The 18,550-nt window shown below is 62.8% G+C and carries 17 protein-coding genes and 1 pseudogene; 10 read left to right on the top strand and 8 right to left on the bottom strand.

What is annotated here, in order from left to right; all coding sequences use genetic code 11:
• Positions 1–118: 118 nt before the first annotated feature.
• Both NDY25_RS14330 and NDY25_RS14325 read right to left on the bottom strand, forming a co-directional pair.
• Entirely contained in the window at positions 119–1,093 is a 975-nt protein-coding gene (locus NDY25_RS14330) for an XVIPCD domain-containing protein (protein WP_233366530.1), read from the bottom strand.
• Between the two features lies 1 nt (position 1,094).
• Entirely contained in the window at positions 1,095–1,763 is a 669-nt protein-coding gene (locus tag NDY25_RS14325; RefSeq protein ID WP_233366531.1) for a hypothetical protein, read from the bottom strand.
• Between the two features lie 380 nt (positions 1,764–2,143).
• Between NDY25_RS14325 and NDY25_RS14320 the strand changes: the two genes are divergently transcribed.
• The 6 genes from NDY25_RS14320 (at position 2,144) to NDY25_RS14295 (ending at position 7,573) form a co-directional block, all read left to right on the top strand.
• Positions 2,144–3,730, top strand: a complete 1,587-nt coding sequence (locus tag NDY25_RS14320) for an SDR family NAD(P)-dependent oxidoreductase (protein ID WP_168958711.1) — start codon at positions 2,144–2,146, stop codon at positions 3,728–3,730.
• Positions 3,731–3,922: 192 nt separating this feature from the next.
• On the top strand, positions 3,923–4,552 hold the full coding sequence (locus NDY25_RS14315; RefSeq protein ID WP_180336561.1) for a GntR family transcriptional regulator: 630 nt from the start codon (positions 3,923–3,925) through the stop codon (positions 4,550–4,552).
• A 167-nt stretch (positions 4,553–4,719) separates the two neighbouring features.
• Positions 4,720–4,860 carry a lasso peptide xanthomonin 1 gene (locus tag NDY25_RS14310; RefSeq protein WP_006452332.1) on the top strand — a complete coding sequence of 47 codons (141 nt, stop codon included), beginning with the start codon at positions 4,720–4,722 and terminating at the stop codon, positions 4,858–4,860.
• 48 nt (positions 4,861–4,908) lie between these two features.
• A complete protein-coding gene (locus tag NDY25_RS14305; protein WP_023905250.1) occupies positions 4,909–5,055 on the top strand; it encodes a benenodin family lasso peptide in 147 nt (48 codons plus the stop codon).
• 110 nt (positions 5,056–5,165) lie between these two features.
• A complete protein-coding gene (locus NDY25_RS14300; RefSeq protein WP_168958712.1) occupies positions 5,166–5,840 on the top strand; it encodes a lasso peptide biosynthesis B2 protein in 675 nt (224 codons plus the stop codon).
• Entirely contained in the window at positions 5,840–7,573 is a 1,734-nt protein-coding gene (locus tag NDY25_RS14295; protein WP_168958713.1) for a lasso peptide isopeptide bond-forming cyclase, read from the top strand. Before NDY25_RS14300 ends, NDY25_RS14295 begins: the two co-directional genes overlap by 1 nt.
• A 71-nt stretch (positions 7,574–7,644) precedes the next feature.
• On the opposite strand, the gene NDY25_RS14290 is transcribed toward NDY25_RS14295, so the two are convergent.
• On the bottom strand, positions 7,645–9,726 hold the full coding sequence (locus NDY25_RS14290) for an Atxe2 family lasso peptide isopeptidase (RefSeq protein ID WP_233366532.1): 2,082 nt from the start codon (positions 9,724–9,726) through the stop codon (positions 7,645–7,647).
• Positions 9,727–9,795: 69 nt separating this feature from the next.
• Positions 9,796–12,243 (bottom strand): TonB-dependent receptor plug domain-containing protein, encoded by a 2,448-nt coding sequence (locus NDY25_RS14285; protein WP_256627532.1) that lies wholly within the window; start codon positions 12,241–12,243, stop codon positions 9,796–9,798.
• Positions 12,244–12,682: 439 nt separating this feature from the next.
• Here NDY25_RS14285 and NDY25_RS14280 point away from each other — a divergent pair, with 439 nt between their 5' ends.
• The gene (locus NDY25_RS14280) at positions 12,683–12,943 is read left to right on the top strand and encodes a helix-turn-helix domain-containing protein (RefSeq protein WP_023905255.1); all 261 of its coding nucleotides are present in this window, start codon (positions 12,683–12,685) and stop codon (positions 12,941–12,943) included.
• A 72-nt stretch (positions 12,944–13,015) separates the two neighbouring features.
• Here the strand turns inward: NDY25_RS14280 and NDY25_RS14275 are convergent.
• Positions 13,016–13,779 (bottom strand): IS5 family transposase gene (locus NDY25_RS14275; protein ID WP_256627982.1). Its coding sequence is split into 2 segments (ribosomal slippage): positions 13,016–13,464 and positions 13,464–13,779, totalling 765 coding nucleotides; the frame shifts between segments, so codons are not numbered across the junction.
• Positions 13,780–13,841: 62 nt separating this feature from the next.
• Between NDY25_RS14275 and NDY25_RS14270 the strand changes: the two genes are divergently transcribed.
• Positions 13,842–14,669, top strand: coding sequence for a hypothetical protein (locus tag NDY25_RS14270; RefSeq protein WP_256627531.1), 828 nt, complete (start codon positions 13,842–13,844; stop codon positions 14,667–14,669).
• Positions 14,670–14,732: 63 nt separating this feature from the next.
• Positions 14,733–15,713 carry an IS5 family transposase gene (locus NDY25_RS14265; RefSeq protein ID WP_233366556.1) on the top strand — a complete coding sequence of 327 codons (981 nt, stop codon included), beginning with the start codon at positions 14,733–14,735 and terminating at the stop codon, positions 15,711–15,713.
• Between the two features lie 241 nt (positions 15,714–15,954).
• On the opposite strand, the gene NDY25_RS14260 is transcribed toward NDY25_RS14265, so the two are convergent.
• The 3 genes and pseudogenes from NDY25_RS14260 to NDY25_RS23190 all read right to left on the bottom strand — a co-directional run.
• Complete coding sequence (locus NDY25_RS14260; protein ID WP_256627530.1) at positions 15,955–16,107, bottom strand: hypothetical protein; 153 nt, start codon at positions 16,105–16,107, stop codon at positions 15,955–15,957.
• Between the two features lie 237 nt (positions 16,108–16,344).
• Positions 16,345–17,325 (bottom strand): IS5 family transposase, encoded by a 981-nt coding sequence (locus NDY25_RS14255; RefSeq protein WP_256627476.1) that lies wholly within the window; start codon positions 17,323–17,325, stop codon positions 16,345–16,347.
• 66 nt (positions 17,326–17,391) lie between these two features.
• Positions 17,392–17,481 (bottom strand): annotated as a pseudogene (locus NDY25_RS23190) (XVIPCD domain-containing protein); the annotation flags it as partial.
• A gap of 95 nt (positions 17,482–17,576) precedes the next feature.
• Between NDY25_RS23190 and NDY25_RS14250 the strand changes: the two are divergent.
• On the top strand, positions 17,577–18,539 hold the full coding sequence (locus tag NDY25_RS14250) for an IS1595 family transposase (RefSeq protein WP_006448937.1): 963 nt from the start codon (positions 17,577–17,579) through the stop codon (positions 18,537–18,539).
• Positions 18,540–18,550: the final 11 nt, after the last annotated feature.

The raw sequence follows: 18,550 nt of genomic DNA, 5'->3' as shown, positions 1-18,550 counted from the left end.
TTGAAGACAGAAAACCAACAGCTACAAGGCAACAAAAGCCGCGCTTTGCAACTGGCTGGTAACGCACGCTACCTGGCAATCGCCGACGTGCCAGTTAGCGCACCAAGTGCACCAGTTCTCACACCAGTCGATGCTGAGGTGCGTTGGATTGCTCTCGCTGCTGCTCCTGCTGCGGAGACTGCTGCTGTGTTTCTCTCAAAGACTGAAGTTGTGCCGGGGAATGCTCGACCGGTTGCGCGATCGCATCGCCTGTCTTCATTTGCACCATCTTGTGCGCAGGGTCGTTCAGCGCACCCTCTACGACGAAGACGTTCTCGCCCTGCCTCGTCGACGCTGTGTTCTCGCTCAGTACGATGTGATCGATCCGCGACAGACCGTTATCCCTTGCCAGATGCGCGGAGCTTGCGGCCAGGCGGGCGCTGTTGTCGTCGTACTCCCTTCCAAGACCTTGCTCTAGGCGGCGCACCGCTTCCTCTGCCTGGCAATGAAGAGGGTCTGGAGACGTGCCGTCGGCAATCGCACGACCAGGGTCAGAATGCCTGTCGTTGTCAGACAAGATGTGCTGCCATACATCGCGTTCGGGCATCGGGTTCCGCACTTCCTTGTTCAACTCGCTATCCGGGAAAGGCGGCCTGATTTGCTGGATTTCAGGCTCGTTGTGCAGCACCTTCGGCTCGCCTTCATAGCCTTTTATGCCTCCAAGAACGGTCTGGCGATGAAGCCCGGCATGATTCAACGCTGCCCAGCTGAAATCGACGCACGAGTTGGCGAACGCGTCGTACTTCATATCGAAGCCGTGCTTTGCAGGCTCGTCTGAAAACTCACGAATCTTTTCGTACTGATCTTTAGATATCTCCACCGTCCTAGCGTAATAGGGATCCTTGTAGGATTCGATGTCTTCACCAGAAACCTTGCCAAGGCCACTTTTACGATGATCCTCGCGAGGTTCAAAGCCGAAACTTTCCAGGCTTTCACCGCTGGTTTTTCCAGTGGCAAGAAACATGTGACCCGTCAATGAAGTTCCGCCGGCTTTGAGAGGCGTTCCCGGTGAAGCGAGATAGATCGTCAATGTGTAGCGCTCTTTGTCTTCCATTTCATTTCGCCTTACTTGCATAAGCGAGCAGCAGCTCAACAGATTGTCCCTTCAGCCTCGGATGATCCTCCAGAAGCTCAAGAGTCAGTCGATAGTGGCCGGGGGCAGGACGATGTGCCTCTGCCAGCAAAAGCACCTTGTAGAACATGCCCTGCTGAATTAATCCGACGCGACGAAGCATGGACTCATCGACGCCGCTCCAGGTCACGCCGGCAACACGTCCGTCCGCACCGATAGGAACATCGGTTCCAGGAGCGGGGCCGATCCGGTAGAGAGGTATCTGCGTCGACTCCCCATTGGCAAGATTCCGTAAATTCACTCGAGCAGCAAGTCCCTCGTCAACTAGCCGATCAGATGGTGCGCGGAGCGCTGCACCTTCATTGGCCTGCAAGCGAATCGCCACTTTCAGCAATGACGAGGCCCCAGGCCCGGGCGGCGGCAGATCGAACTCAACGTCTGCAACCGTGCCAGCCTTGTCCAGGGCCACCGGGCGCGTCAGCGGAACGACCGTTCGCAGTGCTGCGGCCTCTTGGCTGATGGCAGGTGAGGGTGTCGCTTGCTCCGAAGCGGCGCCGCATGCGGCCAATCCGGTGACCGCAGCGGCAAGGGCGAACCGGCAAAAACGCTTAACTGTAAACCTTGGCATGACGGGCCCTTCCTGGCTGGACATGGTGTGGACATCCTCCAGGGCCTTGTTGCTGGCCCTGCGTACACACAAATTCTAAGGGAGTGGGCCGTAGGACAAGCGAGTAGGCCCCGGAACCTGCAGGTGGTGCGCGCCCCAACGGCCGAAGCTGGTGCCACCGTGTGCCGAGGATCGCGCCGAGATTCTGGCGCCTCGCTCGTCGCAACAGTGGCCTCGACCACCCGCCTCAGCCACTCATTGGCGCCAACCACCCACAATCGGCGAAAATGGCGGCTTACCAGCTTACGCGGCCTGCGGTAGAGCGCTCCGGCGCCCCTCGCCCGTCCGCGCAGTTGTCATCGCCTTCGCTCGTCGGCCGCACGCCGCCATTGCCACGGCTTGTGCCGCCTCACTCCGGATCCATCTTGAACACCAACGCCCCGCCCCTGCCCGCCGACGACCTGCCCCTCACCGACCGCCTGCGCGTGGCGCTGGACCTGCTGGAGGCCATCGAGGCCGACCGCAGCGTGCTCGACGCGCTGCCCGAGGCCGACCGCGTGCGCCTGCACCAAGTGGTGGCCAAGGTCTATCACCCCGAGCCGAAGGCGCGGCGGCAGCTGCTCAAGCAACGCGAGCGCGAGCGGCATCAGGAGAAGGTGCGCAAGGCCGAGGCATTGCTCGAACAGCGCGGTATCCGTGCACTGAGGCGCAAGCCGGTGTTCAGCACGCCAAACGTCTTCCCGCCGCATGCCGCCGGCCTGCACGATGCGCACAACGGCGAGAACGCCGCTGCCGCGCCGGAGCCCACGCATTCGCCCGAGCTGCGCCATTGCTATGTGTGCAAGCAGAAGTTCACCCAGCTGCACCACTTCTACGATCAGATGTGCCCGGCCTGCGCCGAGCTGAATTTCTTCAAGCGCACCGAAACCGCCGACCTGCGCGGCCGCGTGGCATTGCTCACCGGCGGACGGGTCAAGATCGGCTATCAGGCTGGCTTGAAGTTGTTACGCGCCGGGGCCGAGCTGATCGTCACTACGCGTTTCCCGCGCGATTCGGCTGCGCGGTATGCGCAGGAACCGGACTTCGCAGAGTGGGGCCATCGCGTGCAGATCTTCGGCCTGGATCTACGCCACACGCCCAGCGTGGAAGCGTTCTGCAGCCAGCTGCTGGCCACCCGCGAAAGGCTGGATTTCATCATCAACAACGCCTGCCAGACCGTGCGCCGCCCGCCGCAGTTCTATGCGCACATGATGGCCAACGAAACCGCCGCGCTGGATGCCCTGCCCGACACCGTACAAAAGCTCGTTGGTCACTACGAAGGCCTGCGCACGCCCGAGCTGTTGCGCGAAGCCTCGGCCACCGCGCTACCGGCCATGCACGGGCGCGGCCTCGCCGATGCCGATGGCCTCACCCGCGCCGCCGAGCTGTCGCAGGTCGCGCTGCTGGACGACGAGCTGGTGGGCCAGGAACATCTGTTCCCCGAAGGCCGTCTCGATCAGGATCTGCAGCAAGTCGATCTGCGCGGCCGCAATTCCTGGCGCCTGCTGATGGCCGAAGTGCCGTCGGTCGAGCTGCTGGAAACGCAACTGGTCAACGCCATCGCGCCCTTCATCATCAACGCGCGTCTGAAGCCGCTGATGCTGCGCACACCCGAGCGCGACAAGCACATCGTCAATGTCTCGGCGATGGAAGGCCAGTTCTACCGCAACTTCAAAACCACCCGTCACCCGCATACCAACATGGCCAAGGCCGCGTTGAACATGATGACGCGCACCTCGGCGGCCGATTATCAAAACGACGGCATCCACATGAACAGCGTCGACACCGGCTGGGTCACCGACGAGGATCCGGCCGACATCGCCGCGCTCAAGGTGCAGCAGGAACGCTTCCACCCACCGCTGGACATCGTCGACGGCGCCGCCCGCATCGTCGACCCGATCATCCACGGCGCCAATACCGGCGAGCACGTGTGGGGGCAGTTCCTCAAGGACTATGCGCCGACGGATTGGTGAACAAGCCGCAACTCCATCGCAGCTAGATTTGAACAATGGTGCAGGCGCGTTTGCATGGCATGGTGCAGTGATATTGCACCATGCCTGTAATGCTATATCTGCGATGGATTGAAAAAACGCACACGGCCGTCCTCGTGCACCTCTGCATTCCATGTACGATCCAGCCATCGTACGCAGACAAGGAGTTCGGCGATGAGTGCGATTCATTCCAAGAGTGCGTTCGTCTATGAGCAGGTCAGACGTGCGCTGCAATCCGGGCGCTACCTGCCCGGTCAACGGATCGATCCAGGCAAGCTTGCTGGCGAATTCAACACCAGCGCTACCCCGGTGCGTTTTGCCTTGTATCGCCTGGTCGGCGAAGGGCTGGTTGCCGATCACGCACGCTATGGCCTGCAGGTGCCGTTGCTCACCGAAGTAGCGTTGCGCGATCTCTACGACTGGATGGAGCGCCTGTTGTCGATGGCCTGCGATATCGGCATGGCACCTGTGCCACGCATCATCGTAGCGCCGGAATCGACCACCACGCAGGACGATGTGGTGAAGCAGACCTGGAAACTGTTTGACGCGATCGCGCGCGGCACCTCCCACTGGTCGCTACACCGTGCTGTCAAACAGGCCAACGACCGGCTGGCGCCTATACGCCGTGCCAAACAGGGCATGCTCGACGCGGTCGACGACGAGCTCGTGGCGCTCGAGCATCACTGGCAACAACGCGACTTCGTGGCGTTGCAGTCGGCCTTGCAGGCTTATCACGCACGACGCAAACAGGCTGTGCCACGCATTGTCGCTGCGTTGAACGAGCGTAGCCGCGACACGCGATAGTGCATTGACGGTCTGCAGCAGCGCTACAAAAGTGCCGTCATTCCGGGCATCGATCACAGACCGGATTTAATTACCGGAGTGCAACGCAGTAATCATTTGAAAATCAAATTCCTCGCTTCTTACCTTGTGCATGTCATGGAGCCCCATGACACAACCAGGAGACAGCGATGAACAGCAACGACACCACCCATAGCGATGCATCCAACGAGATCACGGTGCTTGGCGTTGCCAGCACGGACACCAAAGGCGGCCCGCTCGCTGGCGAAGAGATCGGCGGCTTCAATGTGCCCGGCATTTCCGAAGAGTGAACCCGAGGCGTGCCTATGTGCACGCCTCTCCCACCAGGAGTAGAGACCATGGATACCAGCAACAACGACGCTCGCGCCACCGCGTTGGATCAGGATCTCATCGTACTCGGGGTCGCAAGCCTGGACACACAGGGCGGGCCATTGGCAGGCGAAGAAATGGGTGGCATCACCACCCTGGGCATCAGCCAGGACTAGGCACTGCCAACGCGCGGCAGTCGCCATTCGGCTGTACATGCCGATAAGCAACTTCACAGGCCACGGGGCGCACGCGAACGGTGCGCCCCTTCTCTCTCCAGGACAACGCCATGCACCGCTACACATTGCGCGACGACCTATCGTTCTGCCGCATAGGCAAGCGCCTGGTGTTCCTGGATGTCGGCAACGACCGCTACTTCCGTCTGCCCAGTGCACAAGAACACTCCCTGCTCGCCTACCTGGCGCAAGACCCGGTATCGGAGCCGGAGATCGACGGCCTTGTCGAACGGGGACTGCTTGTGCAGGGGTCGCAAGCCAGCGCCGGTCCGCAGCCTTCCGTCATGCCTGTTGCGCGTAGCGCGATGGAGACGCCCATACCAGCGCGACGACCACAGCTGTTTGAACTGTTTGAGGTGCTGATGCTCGTGCTGTCCACGCGGCTGGCGTTGAAGCGCACTCCGCTCAGCAAGATACTCGGCAGCCTCTCCGCTGGAGCACAGCGCAAGCGGGCGCAGCAAAGCTCGGTCGCCCGGCTCGAGCAACAGCTCATCGATGCGGCATCGGTCTTCCGGCACGCACGCGTGTGGGTGCCGGTCGAGATGCGCTGTCTGCTCGATTCGGTCGCGTTGGCCAGATTCCTGCGTAGGCGCCAGCTCGATGCCCGGATTGTCTTCGGCGTCGCACTCGATCCGTTTACGGCGCATTGCTGGGTGCAGGCGGGCGATCTAGTCCTGAACGACACGGTTGGAAACGTCCACGCGCATACGCCCATCCGGGTAGTGTGATGTACCGCTACATCGCCTTGCTCAACCATCCGCAGACACACCGCGATGGCGACCGCGCCGGTGTCGATGAGGCGCTGCGACAGATCGGGTTACTTCCACGGCTACGCACTGAATGCATCGATCTGTATGCATCAGACGACACGCCCGTGCTCGACCTGCCTGGTGGTGGCGCACTGATCGGCCATGTCTTTTCGCGGCGCGACAATACTCCCTTGGTGGACGGCGCATCGCTGCAGGCGTTGTCGGCAGCACAGCGTACGCGGCACCTGATCGATGCAAACTGGGGCGAGTACCTGCTGTTGCACGCACCACACGAGGACCCGGGCACTGTCATCCTCATGCGCGAGCCTTCCGGCGGCGTGGCATGCGCCTACGCGCTACAGCATGGCTTCATCACCTCAGACATTTCGATCGCCACGCATGCGGGTGTGTACACGCGCGAGATCGATTGGGACTCTATCGCCCATCATCTGTACTACCCTCACCTCAAGACCGAGCGCACCGGGCTTGTCGGCGTGCGCGAATTGCTGCCGGGCAGCCAGCTATGTCTCCAGACCAACCGCAGCAGTGTCGAACAGGTCTGGAACCCCTGGGATTTCGTCGCAGCGCCGCAGCGTCGGCACGACCCGTTCGCCGCACAGGCGCAGGTACGTCAGGCGGTGGCATCCAGCGTCACGTGTTGGGCGCAGACCGATGCGTCTGTGCTGCTGGAACTCTCTGGCGGCCTTGACTCGTCCATCCTCGCCGCGTGCCTGAAAGACACCACAGCGCGCGTGGCGTGTTGCAACCTGGTTACGCCGGTACCTGGCGCCGACGAGCGGCACTATGCCCGGCAGATGAGTGATCTGTTGGGCACCGAGCTGATCGTGCGGACACTCGGGTTCGACGCTGCGCCGGTCGATTTCGCATCGCCGGCTCATGCGGTCGCGCCCAGCACCTGGTTTTTGCAGCATGCCTCCAATGCGCTGAAAGAAGCGATCGGCACGCAGCTGGCCATCACCAGTTTCTTTTCCGGCGGCGGTGGCGACACCGTGTTCTGCAACACCAGAACCGCCGCGCCCGCCGCAGATGCCTTCCGCGCAGGCGGCCTGCGCGCCGGCTTCAGCGCAATCCACGATCTCGCCAAACTGCATCAATGCACGCTCTGGAAAGCAGGCAGGTTGACGATGAAGAAACTCCTCGCCAAGGCCGGCCCGCCGCGCAAGCCGGAGCGATCGTTTCTGCCGAGCACGCAGGCTGAGGTTCCGTTGCAATCGCATCCCTGGTTCGATGCCCCGCCCGGCAGCCTGCCCGGCGACCGCGAACGCATCTTCGATCTGGCCGGCACCCAGGTGTTCCGCGATGGATTGGCACGCAGCGCGTCGTGGCACCTGCGCATGCCGCTGCTGTCGCAACCGGTGGTGGAAGCCTGCCTGAAGGTGCCGAGCTGGATGTGGATCGACTGCGGCCGCAATCGCGCCGTCGCGCGCGATGCGTTTGCCGATGTGCTGCCTACACAGATCCTGCATCGCCGCAGCAAAGGCACCTTCATGAACTACTCCGGCGCGGTCTATCGTCAGGGCAGGCAGCAGATCCGCGATTATCTGCTGCATGGTCGACTCGAAGGCCAGGGGCTGCTGGATGCCGATGCCCTACGCCACCATTTCGACCACACGCTGGCCGACGGCGACCACAGCGTCATGCGCATCTTCGATCTGTGTGCGGTCGAGAACTGGGTCCGTCATCAAGGCTGATGTTGCCTGCGCTGGGTGGAAGCCTGCCGTGTGCGTGGCACGTGTGCCACGTGGAAGCGGCATCACGCACGCTAATCGCCACGCGCCGGCAGTGCCGCCTTGATTGCGCGCCAGCGCGCGTACTGCGCGGCCTTCTCCGGCGCAGCGTCCTGGTAGTCCTGCAGCCAAAAGCGGAACCAATCTACATTGCGCGCATACACCGCCAACTTGTGCTGCGGCTGAAACTTCTGGTGCGGCTCGTTCGGAAACACATACAGCTCGGCACGTTGCGCACGCAGCAGCGGAATAACGTAATCCAGTGCATACAGATACTCCTGCTCGGAATGCTGAAACAGGATGGGCGCGCGAATCCTGTCCAGCTTGAACGCTGGCGACAACGCCTTCCACCGCTCAGGCGTCTGCTCCGGTGCGCCCAGGCCCCACATCTCGCGCAAGCCCTTGAGGAAGGGCTCGCCTTTCATGCTGCCAAACAGGTAGTACGTCGGCGACACCACCGGGTTGGCCACCGAGGCGGCGGCCAGCAAGTTCGACTCGGTGGCCGTCCACAGGGTCACCGCACCGCCGAAGCTAAGCCCGCCCATGCCCACGCGCGTAGAATCGATGCCGGCCTGCGCTGACAACAACGCCACCGCACTTTCCACTGCCGCCAGCCCCTCGCCGTGCCGTTCCAGCGCATCCATGGTGTAGCCAGGCAACTGGTTGATGCACAACGCCGAAATCCCCACCTGCGCCAAGGCGGCCAGCGGCCACTCGTCGCCCACGCCACCGCGCACGAAGCCCGGGCAGCTGTAATAGGTGACGAACAACGGGAGCTTGCCCGCGCCGTCACCGCGTGCCGCAAAGAACTGGCCGCTGTACTGCCGCCCACGTGCATCGCGCCACTGCAACAGCCGTGCGGGCGTCGCACGCGCCATGTCCGCCGCAAGCTCCGCGTTGGGATCGAACAGCACCTGCCGCGCGCCATCTTCGAGCGCGATACGTTCCAGACGCGGCGGGCGATCGGCCTCCGCTGTCACGCACACCAGCGCAGCGGCCGACGCACCGCAGTGTGTGGAGGAATCACGTCCGCCATTGATCAGACCACGCCCCTGCACCACCGCATGCACCTGCCCGGTGGCCGGATTCCAGCGCTGGATGGATTGCGCCAGGCCCAGCGCAGGATCGGTGATGGTGAACAGCACCTCCGCGCTGCCCGGCCGCCACTGCACTGCGGTGATCGCCTTGCCCACGCAGGCCGCCGCCGTGCAGCGCAGCGCCTTGCGTGCATGTGCACCGGGCAACACCGACAGCGCCACCTGCGGCCGGTAGAGCTGGCCGTTGCCATCACCCACATGCGACAGCACCGCCACCGCGTCGCCCTGCGGCGCACGCACGGATTGCCACGCATCACCGTCGATACCGCGCAGCGCACTGACGGGCGGTTCCTCCGCAGGCACCTGCGCAGCGGCAAGCGGCCGCGTGCTTGCCGTCGCCAGGTCCAGCGCCAGCCAGTGGTCCGGCACCTCGGCCAACAACCCGGCGCGATCGAACCACACCCCACCGAAGCGCTGCGTGGCCAAGCGCCCTTCCACATTGCCCGAGCGGAACAGGCCCTGCCCCAGCGGCACCGTCTCGTCGATCCGGATGCCCTGCGCATACTCGTCCTGTTCGGCCGCCATCACCTGCGCGCGCGTAGCACCGACGCGATAACGCAGCACCTGCCCCTCCGCCTCCAACACGAAATCCTGCACGTCTGCCGCATCGTGGGTTGCCGCTTCCGCGCCAGAGCCATCCGCCGCCGCGCGCCACACCGCAATCACGCCATCGCGTAAAGCGCGGTAGTACAGCCAGCGGCCATCCGGCGACCACACCACCTTTGCAGGCAACGCGCCGCCGGCCGAATCGCGCAACGGCACACCGCCATCGGCCACACGTCTGGGCGCAGCATCCTGCAGGCCTTGCACATACCAGGTGCTGTCGTAGGTATTGCGCTGCACCGATGCCTGCTCGGTGCGGAATGCCACGCTGCGGCCATCCGGCGACAGTGTGGGGCTGGCGATATCCACCACCTCCAGCAATCGCTGCGGCGACACCGTTTGCGCGTGGCCCACGCACACACCTGCCGCCATCAGCACGCCTGCAAGCAGCAGGCGCCATAGCTTGTGATTGGTCACGCACGCACTCCTCTCAGCAACGCTCAAAAACGGTCGGCTGCACATCGGCTGCAGCAGGCAGCCGACGCATCACCAGTGCTTGGACACCGACACGCTCACGAAGCGGCCAATCGCCGAATAGTTGGTGGAGTCGTACGCCGCCACGTACAGCGGCGAGGTCACCCGGTACAACGGCGGATCGCGATCGAAGGCGTTGTCCACCGATACGCCGAACTCCAGCCCGGCCCACGCATCGCGGCGTGCGCCGGTGGCGTAGCGCAGCGCCATGTCCACCGTGGTGAACGATGCCGACTCCACCCCATCGGCGCGGTTGCGCACCCCGCCGCGGTAGTTGCCGAACAGCGAGGCAGTGAGCCCGCCCTGCTTCCACACCGCGCCCACGCGGCTGCTCAGCGTGGGCGGGTTGAATAGCGTGCCGGCCAGATCGAACGCCGGTTGCGTGGGCAGCGTCTGCTGCGTGCTGTCCAGCCAACTCGCCGAGCCGCGCAACGTCAGCGTGCCGCGCGCCAACGCCACCTGGTAGCTGCCGCTCGGGTCCAGACCCTCGATGTCCTGCTGCGCCACGTTGGCGTACTGCGTGTAGATGATCGCCGCCACCCGGCCCGGGTCGTAGGCGACGCCGGCAAAGTTGGAGAACCGGCTGGCGAGCGCGATCACATCGGCCTGCGCCTGCGGCGTCGGCGAGCGGTCCACAAATGGCGCGTAGATCGGATTGCGCAAGGCCTGGCTGGCATTGGTGATCGGCTGCAGCACGCGGTTGCTGTAGTCCACGCCGAACCAGGTCAGCTCCGCCTCCAGGCCATCCAGTGCCTCGGGGTGCCAGGCCAGCGAGACCGAGCGGGTGATGGCGCGCTCCGGCTGCAGATCCTGGTTGCCGCCATCGGCCACCAGCACCGTGGTCCCGGCGGGAAAGCCCACCCCGCCGAAGGCGCCCGGCTGGAATAACCACGCCTCCTGCGCGTAGTTGCGCTCGAACAGCGTCGGCGCCTTGAACGACTTGCCCCACGAGGCCTTCAAGGTCACATCGCTGCCAGGCGCGTACAGCACGCCGAACTTGGGTGTGGTCACTCCGCCGAAGCTGCTGTAGTCCTCCCCGCGCACCGCCGCTGTCAGCGTCAGTCGCTGCACACCCGGTACGCCTTGCGCCGGGCCCACCAACGGCAGGTTCACCTCCGCATAGGCGAAGCGCGCGCTTTCGCTGCCGTCGATCGTCTCCACGCCACTGACGTGGTTGACGTTGCGGAACGTGTTGCTGCGATACCCGATGCCGGCCGCCAGCCGCGCATCGCCTGCCCGCAGCGCGAACAACGGCCCTTCCGCACCCAGCTCGTAACTGCGGCTGTCGTTGCAGTAGCACAGGTCGGTCACGCTCACCGCACCGCTGGCCAGCGCCGTTTCCTGGCGGTATTGATCGTGCTTGCTGTTGCCGTCGGTGGCGCCCAGCGTCAGCGTCCAGTCGCGGGGCAACCACACCACCAGGCTGGGCGAGAGCAGCAGGCTGGTGGTGGTCGGCGTGACCCGGCTGTTGCGGCCACTGACCGCGTAGAAATGCAGCTGGTCGCGTTCGGTGCGTAACGCGTCCAGCCGCAGCTCTGCATTGTCGCCAAGCGCCTGGTACGCGCTGAGCAGGCCGCCGCGCAGATCGCTGCCGGGATACAGCGTGGACGGGTCGGTGAGTTGCGCGGTGTAACTGCGCTGCCGGCTGTAGATCGGGTCTGCCGAGACATCCTGATACGTGGCGATCAACCCGCCACTGCGCCAGGTGGTGCCGGCAGTGACGCTGTATTGCCGAGTGGTGAGCCCGCCTTGCGTGGCACGCCCGAAGCGCGTGCCAACGCTCACCCCGTCGTAGTCGCGCTTGAGGATCACATTGCCAACGCCACCTACCGCGTCCGACCCATAGATAGCAGACGCACCATCGGCCACGATCTCCAGCCGCTCCACCGCCTCCACCGGGATCGCACTGATGTCCACCGCCTGGGTGAACCCGCCATAGGCCAGCCGGCGCCCGTTGAGCAGCGTGAGCGTGGCATCGGCGCCCAGGCCACGCAGGTTCAGGCTCGCGCCGCCGGTCATGTTCTGGTTCGCGTTGCCGGCCCCGGCCAGGTTGCCGCTCAGCACGCCCGGGTTCTGCCCACCGGAGAAGTTCTGCGGCACGCTGCGGATCACCTCGCCCAGATCGCCGAAGTCTTCTTCGCGGATGCGTGCCGCATCGATCGCAATCACCGGCGAGGGCACCGCACCGCCCTTGATGCGTGTGCCAGTGACTTCAATGGTCTCCAACTCGGTTGCGGATGCTGGCGTCGGTGGAATCGCCGCAGGCGCCGGTTCGGGAGAGGTGGCAGCCGCCGGGTCGCTGGTGCTTGCCGACGCGGGCGCCGGAATGCCGGCCGCCGCAGCCTGATCTGTTGCCGCTGCCTGCGGTGCCGCGGCCTGTGCCGTCGCCGAAGCTGCCGCCCCGCTGCTCATAGCGAACAGGGCGAGAGAAATGGCGTCGCGTAACGTACGTGTCTTCATGGAGCGTCCTTTGGCTTGCCTGGGTTGGCCCCGCCAACAGCGCACCCCGGTCGACCCCGGAGCACGCAGCCAGCTGAGCAAGATCGGTCCTGCACCTGACTGCCGAAACAAAGCACCGCTGCGACAGCGGGCCATGATCAGTATTGCTAACTGTTTGCCATACGATCAATCATCGCGCGCGCAAAGCGCCTCGGTGCCCACCCGGGCCCGACACGCCATCACTGCGCAAACTGTTGCACTTCCCCCACTGCCGGCAGTGGTCCCGACGCTCAACTCATCGTTGGCGTGGCCACCGCAGGCACTGCTGCAGCTACGTTTAACGTAGCCGTCACACCAAGACTACGTTTACCGTAGTATCGAAGTCAAGCCCGCTTTCGGAAGCTTCCGTGCATCGAAGTCCGGGACGCGCACACCCTTGGTTGAGAAACGACAGCTCCCCGTGTACAGCCGCCGGCTACGCGAGGCGCGCCAGGTCTACGGCCTGTCGCAGCGCAACCTGGGCATCAAGGCCGGCCTGGACGACTTTGTCGCCAGCACCCGCGTCAACCGCTACGAGACCGGCGTCCACCAGCCCGACCTGCAAACCATCCAGCGGCTGGCAAACGCCCTCGACGTACCGGTGGCCTACTTCTATGCCGAAGAAGACGACCTCGCACAGATGATTCTGGAGTACCAGCGGCGGGGCAAACCCGTACCCTGAGACGTGTGGATGAGCCGCCAGAGGATGGCAGCGGATGTGCCGGGCGCGGGACCTTCAGGCAACTAGGGCCTGTTAACACATCCGAAGCCCATCAACGACTAGGACGAAGCTGAGGAATCCAAGGAACATGACATCCAGCTTCTCGAAGCGCGAGAAAATCCGGCGGTAGCCTTTCAAGCGACGGAACAGTCTCTCCACTTCGTTACGCCGCTTGTACATCTCCCGGTTGTATTCCCAAGGCTCGACCCGATTGGATTTCGGCGGGACCACCGGCACGAAGCCAAGATCGAGCGCCAACTGGCGTGTTTCGTTGCCTTCGTAAGCACGGTCCATCAACAAATGAATCGGCCGCTCCACTGGCCCCAGGTGTTCAAGCAACGCGCGGCCTGCAGGTGCGTCATGCACGTTGCCAGGCGTCAATCCAAAGGTGATGGCTGTTCGAGCATCTGCGGCAACCATATGAATCTTGGTGTTCCATCCACCGCGAGACTTGCCGACGGCCTGCGGGCCGTTTTTTTTAATGCACCCGTGCCATCGGGATGGACCTTGACGCTGGTGGAGTCCAGCGAGACTGCTTCGATCTTGATGCGCACGATCTGGGACTTCTGCAATTGGGCGAACATCCGGTCCAGCACACCCGCCTTGGCCCAACGGTTCATGCGTGTGTAGACCGTATGCCAGTTGCCAAAGCGCTTGGGTAGGCCGCGCCATTTGCAGCCATGCTCGGCAACGTAAAGGATGGCGTTGACCACTTGCAGGTTGGTCATGCTGACATTGCTGCGCTGCGCCGGCAGGCAGTGTTCGATCAGAGAAAATTGTGCTGGCGTGATCTCCATACCCAATAGTTTAATCGCTCGGGCCATTAGTGTTAACAGGCCCTAGGCATTTTCCGTTCCCCGTGTCCTCCAGGAAGCCAGAGCAGACGCATGGATCGGAAAAACAAACTCCCACGTTTGGCGAAGACATGGCTGGCATGTGCGGCACTTGCCACAACGCTATGCCCGGCGCAGCCCTCGCCAGCGTGCCCGGCTCCGCACCGATCTCGGACAACCCCGCAGCAAGCGTCGCTCTCGAGCCCGGCGAATACATCACGGAAAAGGGATGGGGGCATCTGCTGCTAACCAAGCGCAATGGATCGCTGTGGTTTGCTTTGGAAAGCACCACTGGCCAATCCATGTGCTTCCTGGAAGGCGTGATCGATGGACGCCAAGGCATTGCCACAAGCGACACGGGCCCCACGGATTGCAGAGTGCAGTTCGCGAACACCGCCGAAGGTATCGAGGTGACAAGCCCCACGCCGGTCGAGTGCAAGTCACTCTGCGGCTACAACGGCGGTTTCGAAGCACCTTACCTGCGGGCCAAAGAAGGCTGCGGCCGCAACGCCCTTGCACGCACGCGTGCGGCATTTCAGCAGCGATACGACCGCAAGGACTACAAGACGGCATTGACCACCCTGTCTCCGGTCCTGGCGCAGTGCGCGCCGACACTGGAATGGGGAGAAGAGGGAGATATTCGCAATGACCTGGCAATCACGCAGTACAAGAACGCGCTGTATGCGCAGTGCCTGGAAACCTTGAATACCTACGCCGAAGACGCAGCGGCAGAAGACGACGCAGTGATGGAGAACTGGCCACCGCTGCTTGCGGATCGCTATCTGGCAATCGTGCGCGCAGCGCGAACCAATCTTGCGTTATGCAGAAAAGGGCTGGCCGGGCAAAAGAACTAGGGAACCTCTGAACAACGCACCATAGATACGCGACACTACCCGCCTCATGTTGAGGAGTAATCCATGCAACTGACGTTCGGCGACGCTGAAGGCCTGGGCAAGCGCAAGCAGACCCGCCGGGAGATCTTCCTGGCCGAGATGGAGCAGGTCGTTCCGTGGCAGCACTTGCTCGGTCTGATCGCACCGCACTATCCGGTGTCGGGACGCCCTGGTCGACAGCCATACGCACTGGCGACGATGTTGCGGATTCATTTGCTGCAGCAGTGGTATGCGTTGAGCGATCCGGCGATGGAAGAAGCGCTGCACGAGATTCCGACCTTGCGGCGCTTTGCCCAGCTCGGTGGCTTGGACAACGTTCCGGACGAGACCACGATTTTGAACTTTCGGCGCCTGCTGGAGACCCATGGCCTTGCCGCGCGGATGCTGGACGCGGTCAACGCGCATCTGGCACGCAAGGGGCAGAGCCTGCGGTCGGGCACGATCGTCGATGCGACGCTGATCGCTGCACCCAGTTCGACCAAGAACGCCGATCACGCGCGCGACCCTGAAATGCATCAGACCAGGAAGGGCAATCAGTGGTATTTCGGGATGAAGGCGCACATCGGCGTGGATGAATTTTCCGGGCTGGTGCACCACGTCCATTGCACAGCCGCCAATGTCGCCGACGTCACGGTGACGCACGCATTACTGCATGGCAAAGAAGACAGCGTGTTCGGCGACAGCGGCTACACCGGTGCGGACAAACGCGAAGAACTGCAGACCTGCAAGGCTGCATTTTTCATTGCCGCCAAGCGTTCGACGCTGAAAGCCATCGGCAACAAACGCGAGCGTGCTCGGGAACAGCGTTGGGAACACTTCAAGGCCAGCGTGCGCGCGAAGGTGGAGCATCCGTTCCGGGTGATCAAGCGCCAGTTCGGTTACACCAAGGTCCGCTATCGCGGCCTGGCCAAGAACACCGCACACGTGCTGACCTTGTTTGCGCTCTCCAATCTGTGGATGAAGCGAAAGCAGTTACTGCCTGCCATGGGGAGCGTGCGCCTGTAACCCGGGAATTCCCAAGGAAAGTGCCAGAAATAGCGGAAGATCCGAAGATCCAAACGCGACTCTCCGGACCGACGCGACATCCCGCACTCTCAGGCCTCGTTGTTCAGACCTTCCCTAGAGCATTCAATTTCAATCGATAACACGTGGTGTGCGGCTCATCTCATCGCGATGCAAACATGCCCCTGCGCGACCTCACGTCGGGCTTCCGCAGATTCGCAAAGTCGACCACGGCTCAGCCTCCCTACGCTGCCTTCTGAAACTCGATAGGCCCTTGATAGCCCGAATACTTCTTCTTGATCAGGATGTGATCGGATGGCGTGACACAGCTATCTTCCAGGGAATTGGCCACATGCGCCTCGTCCACGAAGAACTCCTCGTAAGGAAGTGGCAGCACGGACGTTTCCCCGCCGCGATCAAATTTTAGCAGCAGGCTATCATCGCGCTCGAAGCACAGCGTCTTCCAAGGAAATCGCTCAACTTGCCGGCTTCGACCACAACCGAATCCTTGCCAGCTAGGGAAGGTCTGAATAACGAGGCCTGAGAGTGCGGGATGTCGCGTCGGTCCGGAGAGTCGCGTTTGGATCTTCGGATCTTCCGCTATTTCTGGCACTTTCCTTGGGAATTCCCCGGGTTACAGGCGCACGCTCCCCATGGCAGGCAGTAACTGCTTTCGCTTCATCCACAGATTGGAGAGCGCAAACAAGGTCAGCACGTGTGCGGTGTTCTTGGCCAGGCCGCGATAGCGGACCTTGGTGTAACCGAACTGGCGCTTGATCACCCGGAACGGATGCTCCACCTTCGCGCGCACGCTGGCCTTGAAGTGTTCCCAACGCTGTTCCCGAGCACGCTCGCGTTTGTTGCCGATGGCTTGCAGCGTCGAACGCTTGGCGGCAATGAAAAATGCAGCCTTGCAGGTCTGCAGTTCTTCGCGTTTGTCCGCACCGGTGTAGCCGCTGTCGCCGAACACGCTGTCTTCTTTGCCATGCAGTAATGCGTGCGTCACCGTGACGTCGGCGACATTGGCGGCTGTGCAATGGACGTGGTGCACCAGCCCGGAAAATTCATCCACGCCGATGTGCGCCTTCATCCCGAAATACCACTGATTGCCCTTCCTGGTCTGATGCATTTCAGGGTCGCGCGCGTGATCGGCGTTCTTGGTCGAACTGGGTGCAGCGATCAGCGTCGCATCGACGATCGTGCCCGACCGCAGGCTCTGCCCCTTGCGTGCCAGATGCGCGTTGACCGCGTCCAGCATCCGCGCGGCAAGGCCATGGGTCTCCAGCAGGCGCCGAAAGTTGAGAATCGTGGTCTCGTCCGGAACGTTGTCCAAGCCACCGAGCTGGGCAAACCTCCGCAAGATCGGGATCTCGTGCAGCGCTTCTTCCATCGCCGGATCGCTCAACGCATACCACTGCTGCAGCAAATGAATCCGCAACATCGTCGCCAGTGCGTATGGCTGTCGACCAGGGCGTCCCGACACCGGATAGTGCGGTGCGATCAGACCGAGCAAGTGCTGCCACGGAACGACCTGCTCCATCTCGGCCAGGAAGATCTCCCGGCGGGTCTGCTTGCGCTTGCCCAGGCCTTCAGCGTCGCCGAACGTCAGTTGCATGGATTACTCCTCAACATGAGGCGGGTAGTGTCGCGTATCTATGGTGCGTTGTTCAGAGGTTCCCTTAGGTGGCTGGGAACTACTATCGAGGTAAGGCATCGGGCGGGTATCGCTACCCAGGTCGATACCATTCCGCTCCAGCGCATCTTCTTTAAGTTTACCTGATTAGCCCTGACCATCAGCCGCCTGTCGCAGGATCTGCGCCGCGCTGGGTGGATGCTGCTGTCACCTGAAGCCAACGAGGTGGCGTGATGAGTATCAATGCCGTGCAGTTCCAAGCGGGATTGTCGATGCCTGAGTTCTTCGCGTCCTACGGCACCGAAGCCAAGTGCTATCGCGCGCTTTACAAGTGGCGCTGGCCGCAAGGCTTTCGTTGCCCTGTTTGTGCCGGACGCGTGCGCTCGCGTTTCAAGCGGGGTGCTGCGATCTACTACCAATGCAGCGCGTGCCGGCATCAGACCAGCCTGATTGCAGGCACGATGTTCGAAGGCACCAAGCTGCCGCTGCGCACCTGGATGCTGGCGTTGCACCTGCTGACCTCGACCAAAACCAACATGGCCGCGCTGGAGTTGATGCGGCATCTGGGCGTCAACTACAAGACGGCCTGGCGGATGAAACACAAGATCATGCAGGTTATGGCCGAGCGCGAATCCATGCGGAAACTGGCGGGTTTCGTGCAGATCGACGATGCCTATCTCGGCGGCGAGCGTAACGGTGGCAAGGCCGGACGCGGATCGGAGAACAAACAAGCGTTCCTGATTGCGGTGCAGACCGATGCCACCTTCACCGCGCCGCGCTTTGTGGTGATCGAGCCGGTGCGCAGCTTCGATAACACCTCGCTGCAGGACTGGATTGCCCGTCGCTTGGCGCCCGAATGCGAGGTCTACACCGATGGGCTGGCCTGCTTCCGCCGGCTAGAAGACGCCGGCCACGCGCACACCACGCTGGACACTGGCGGTGGTCGTGCCGCGACCGAAACGGCCGGTGCACGTTGGCTCAACGTGGTGCTGGGCAATCTCAAGCGCGCCATCAGTGGCGTGTATCACGCCATCGCGCAAGGCAAATACGCAAGGCGTTACCTGGGAGAAGCGGCCTATCGTTTTAATCGTCGATTCCGCTTGCGCGAGATGCTGCCACGACTTGCCACGGCCATGATGCAATCCACACCATGCCCAGAGCCGGTTTTACGTGCAGCGAGCAATTTTCATGGCTGAGAGTCGGGGCT

Origin of the sequence: Xanthomonas hortorum pv. pelargonii (assembly GCF_024499015.1) — a bacterium.
Classification (GTDB): Bacteria; Pseudomonadota; Gammaproteobacteria; order Xanthomonadales; family Xanthomonadaceae; genus Xanthomonas; species Xanthomonas hortorum_B.
Note: the sequence above shows the minus strand (reverse complement) of the source record. Positions and strands in the feature narration are given on the sequence as shown.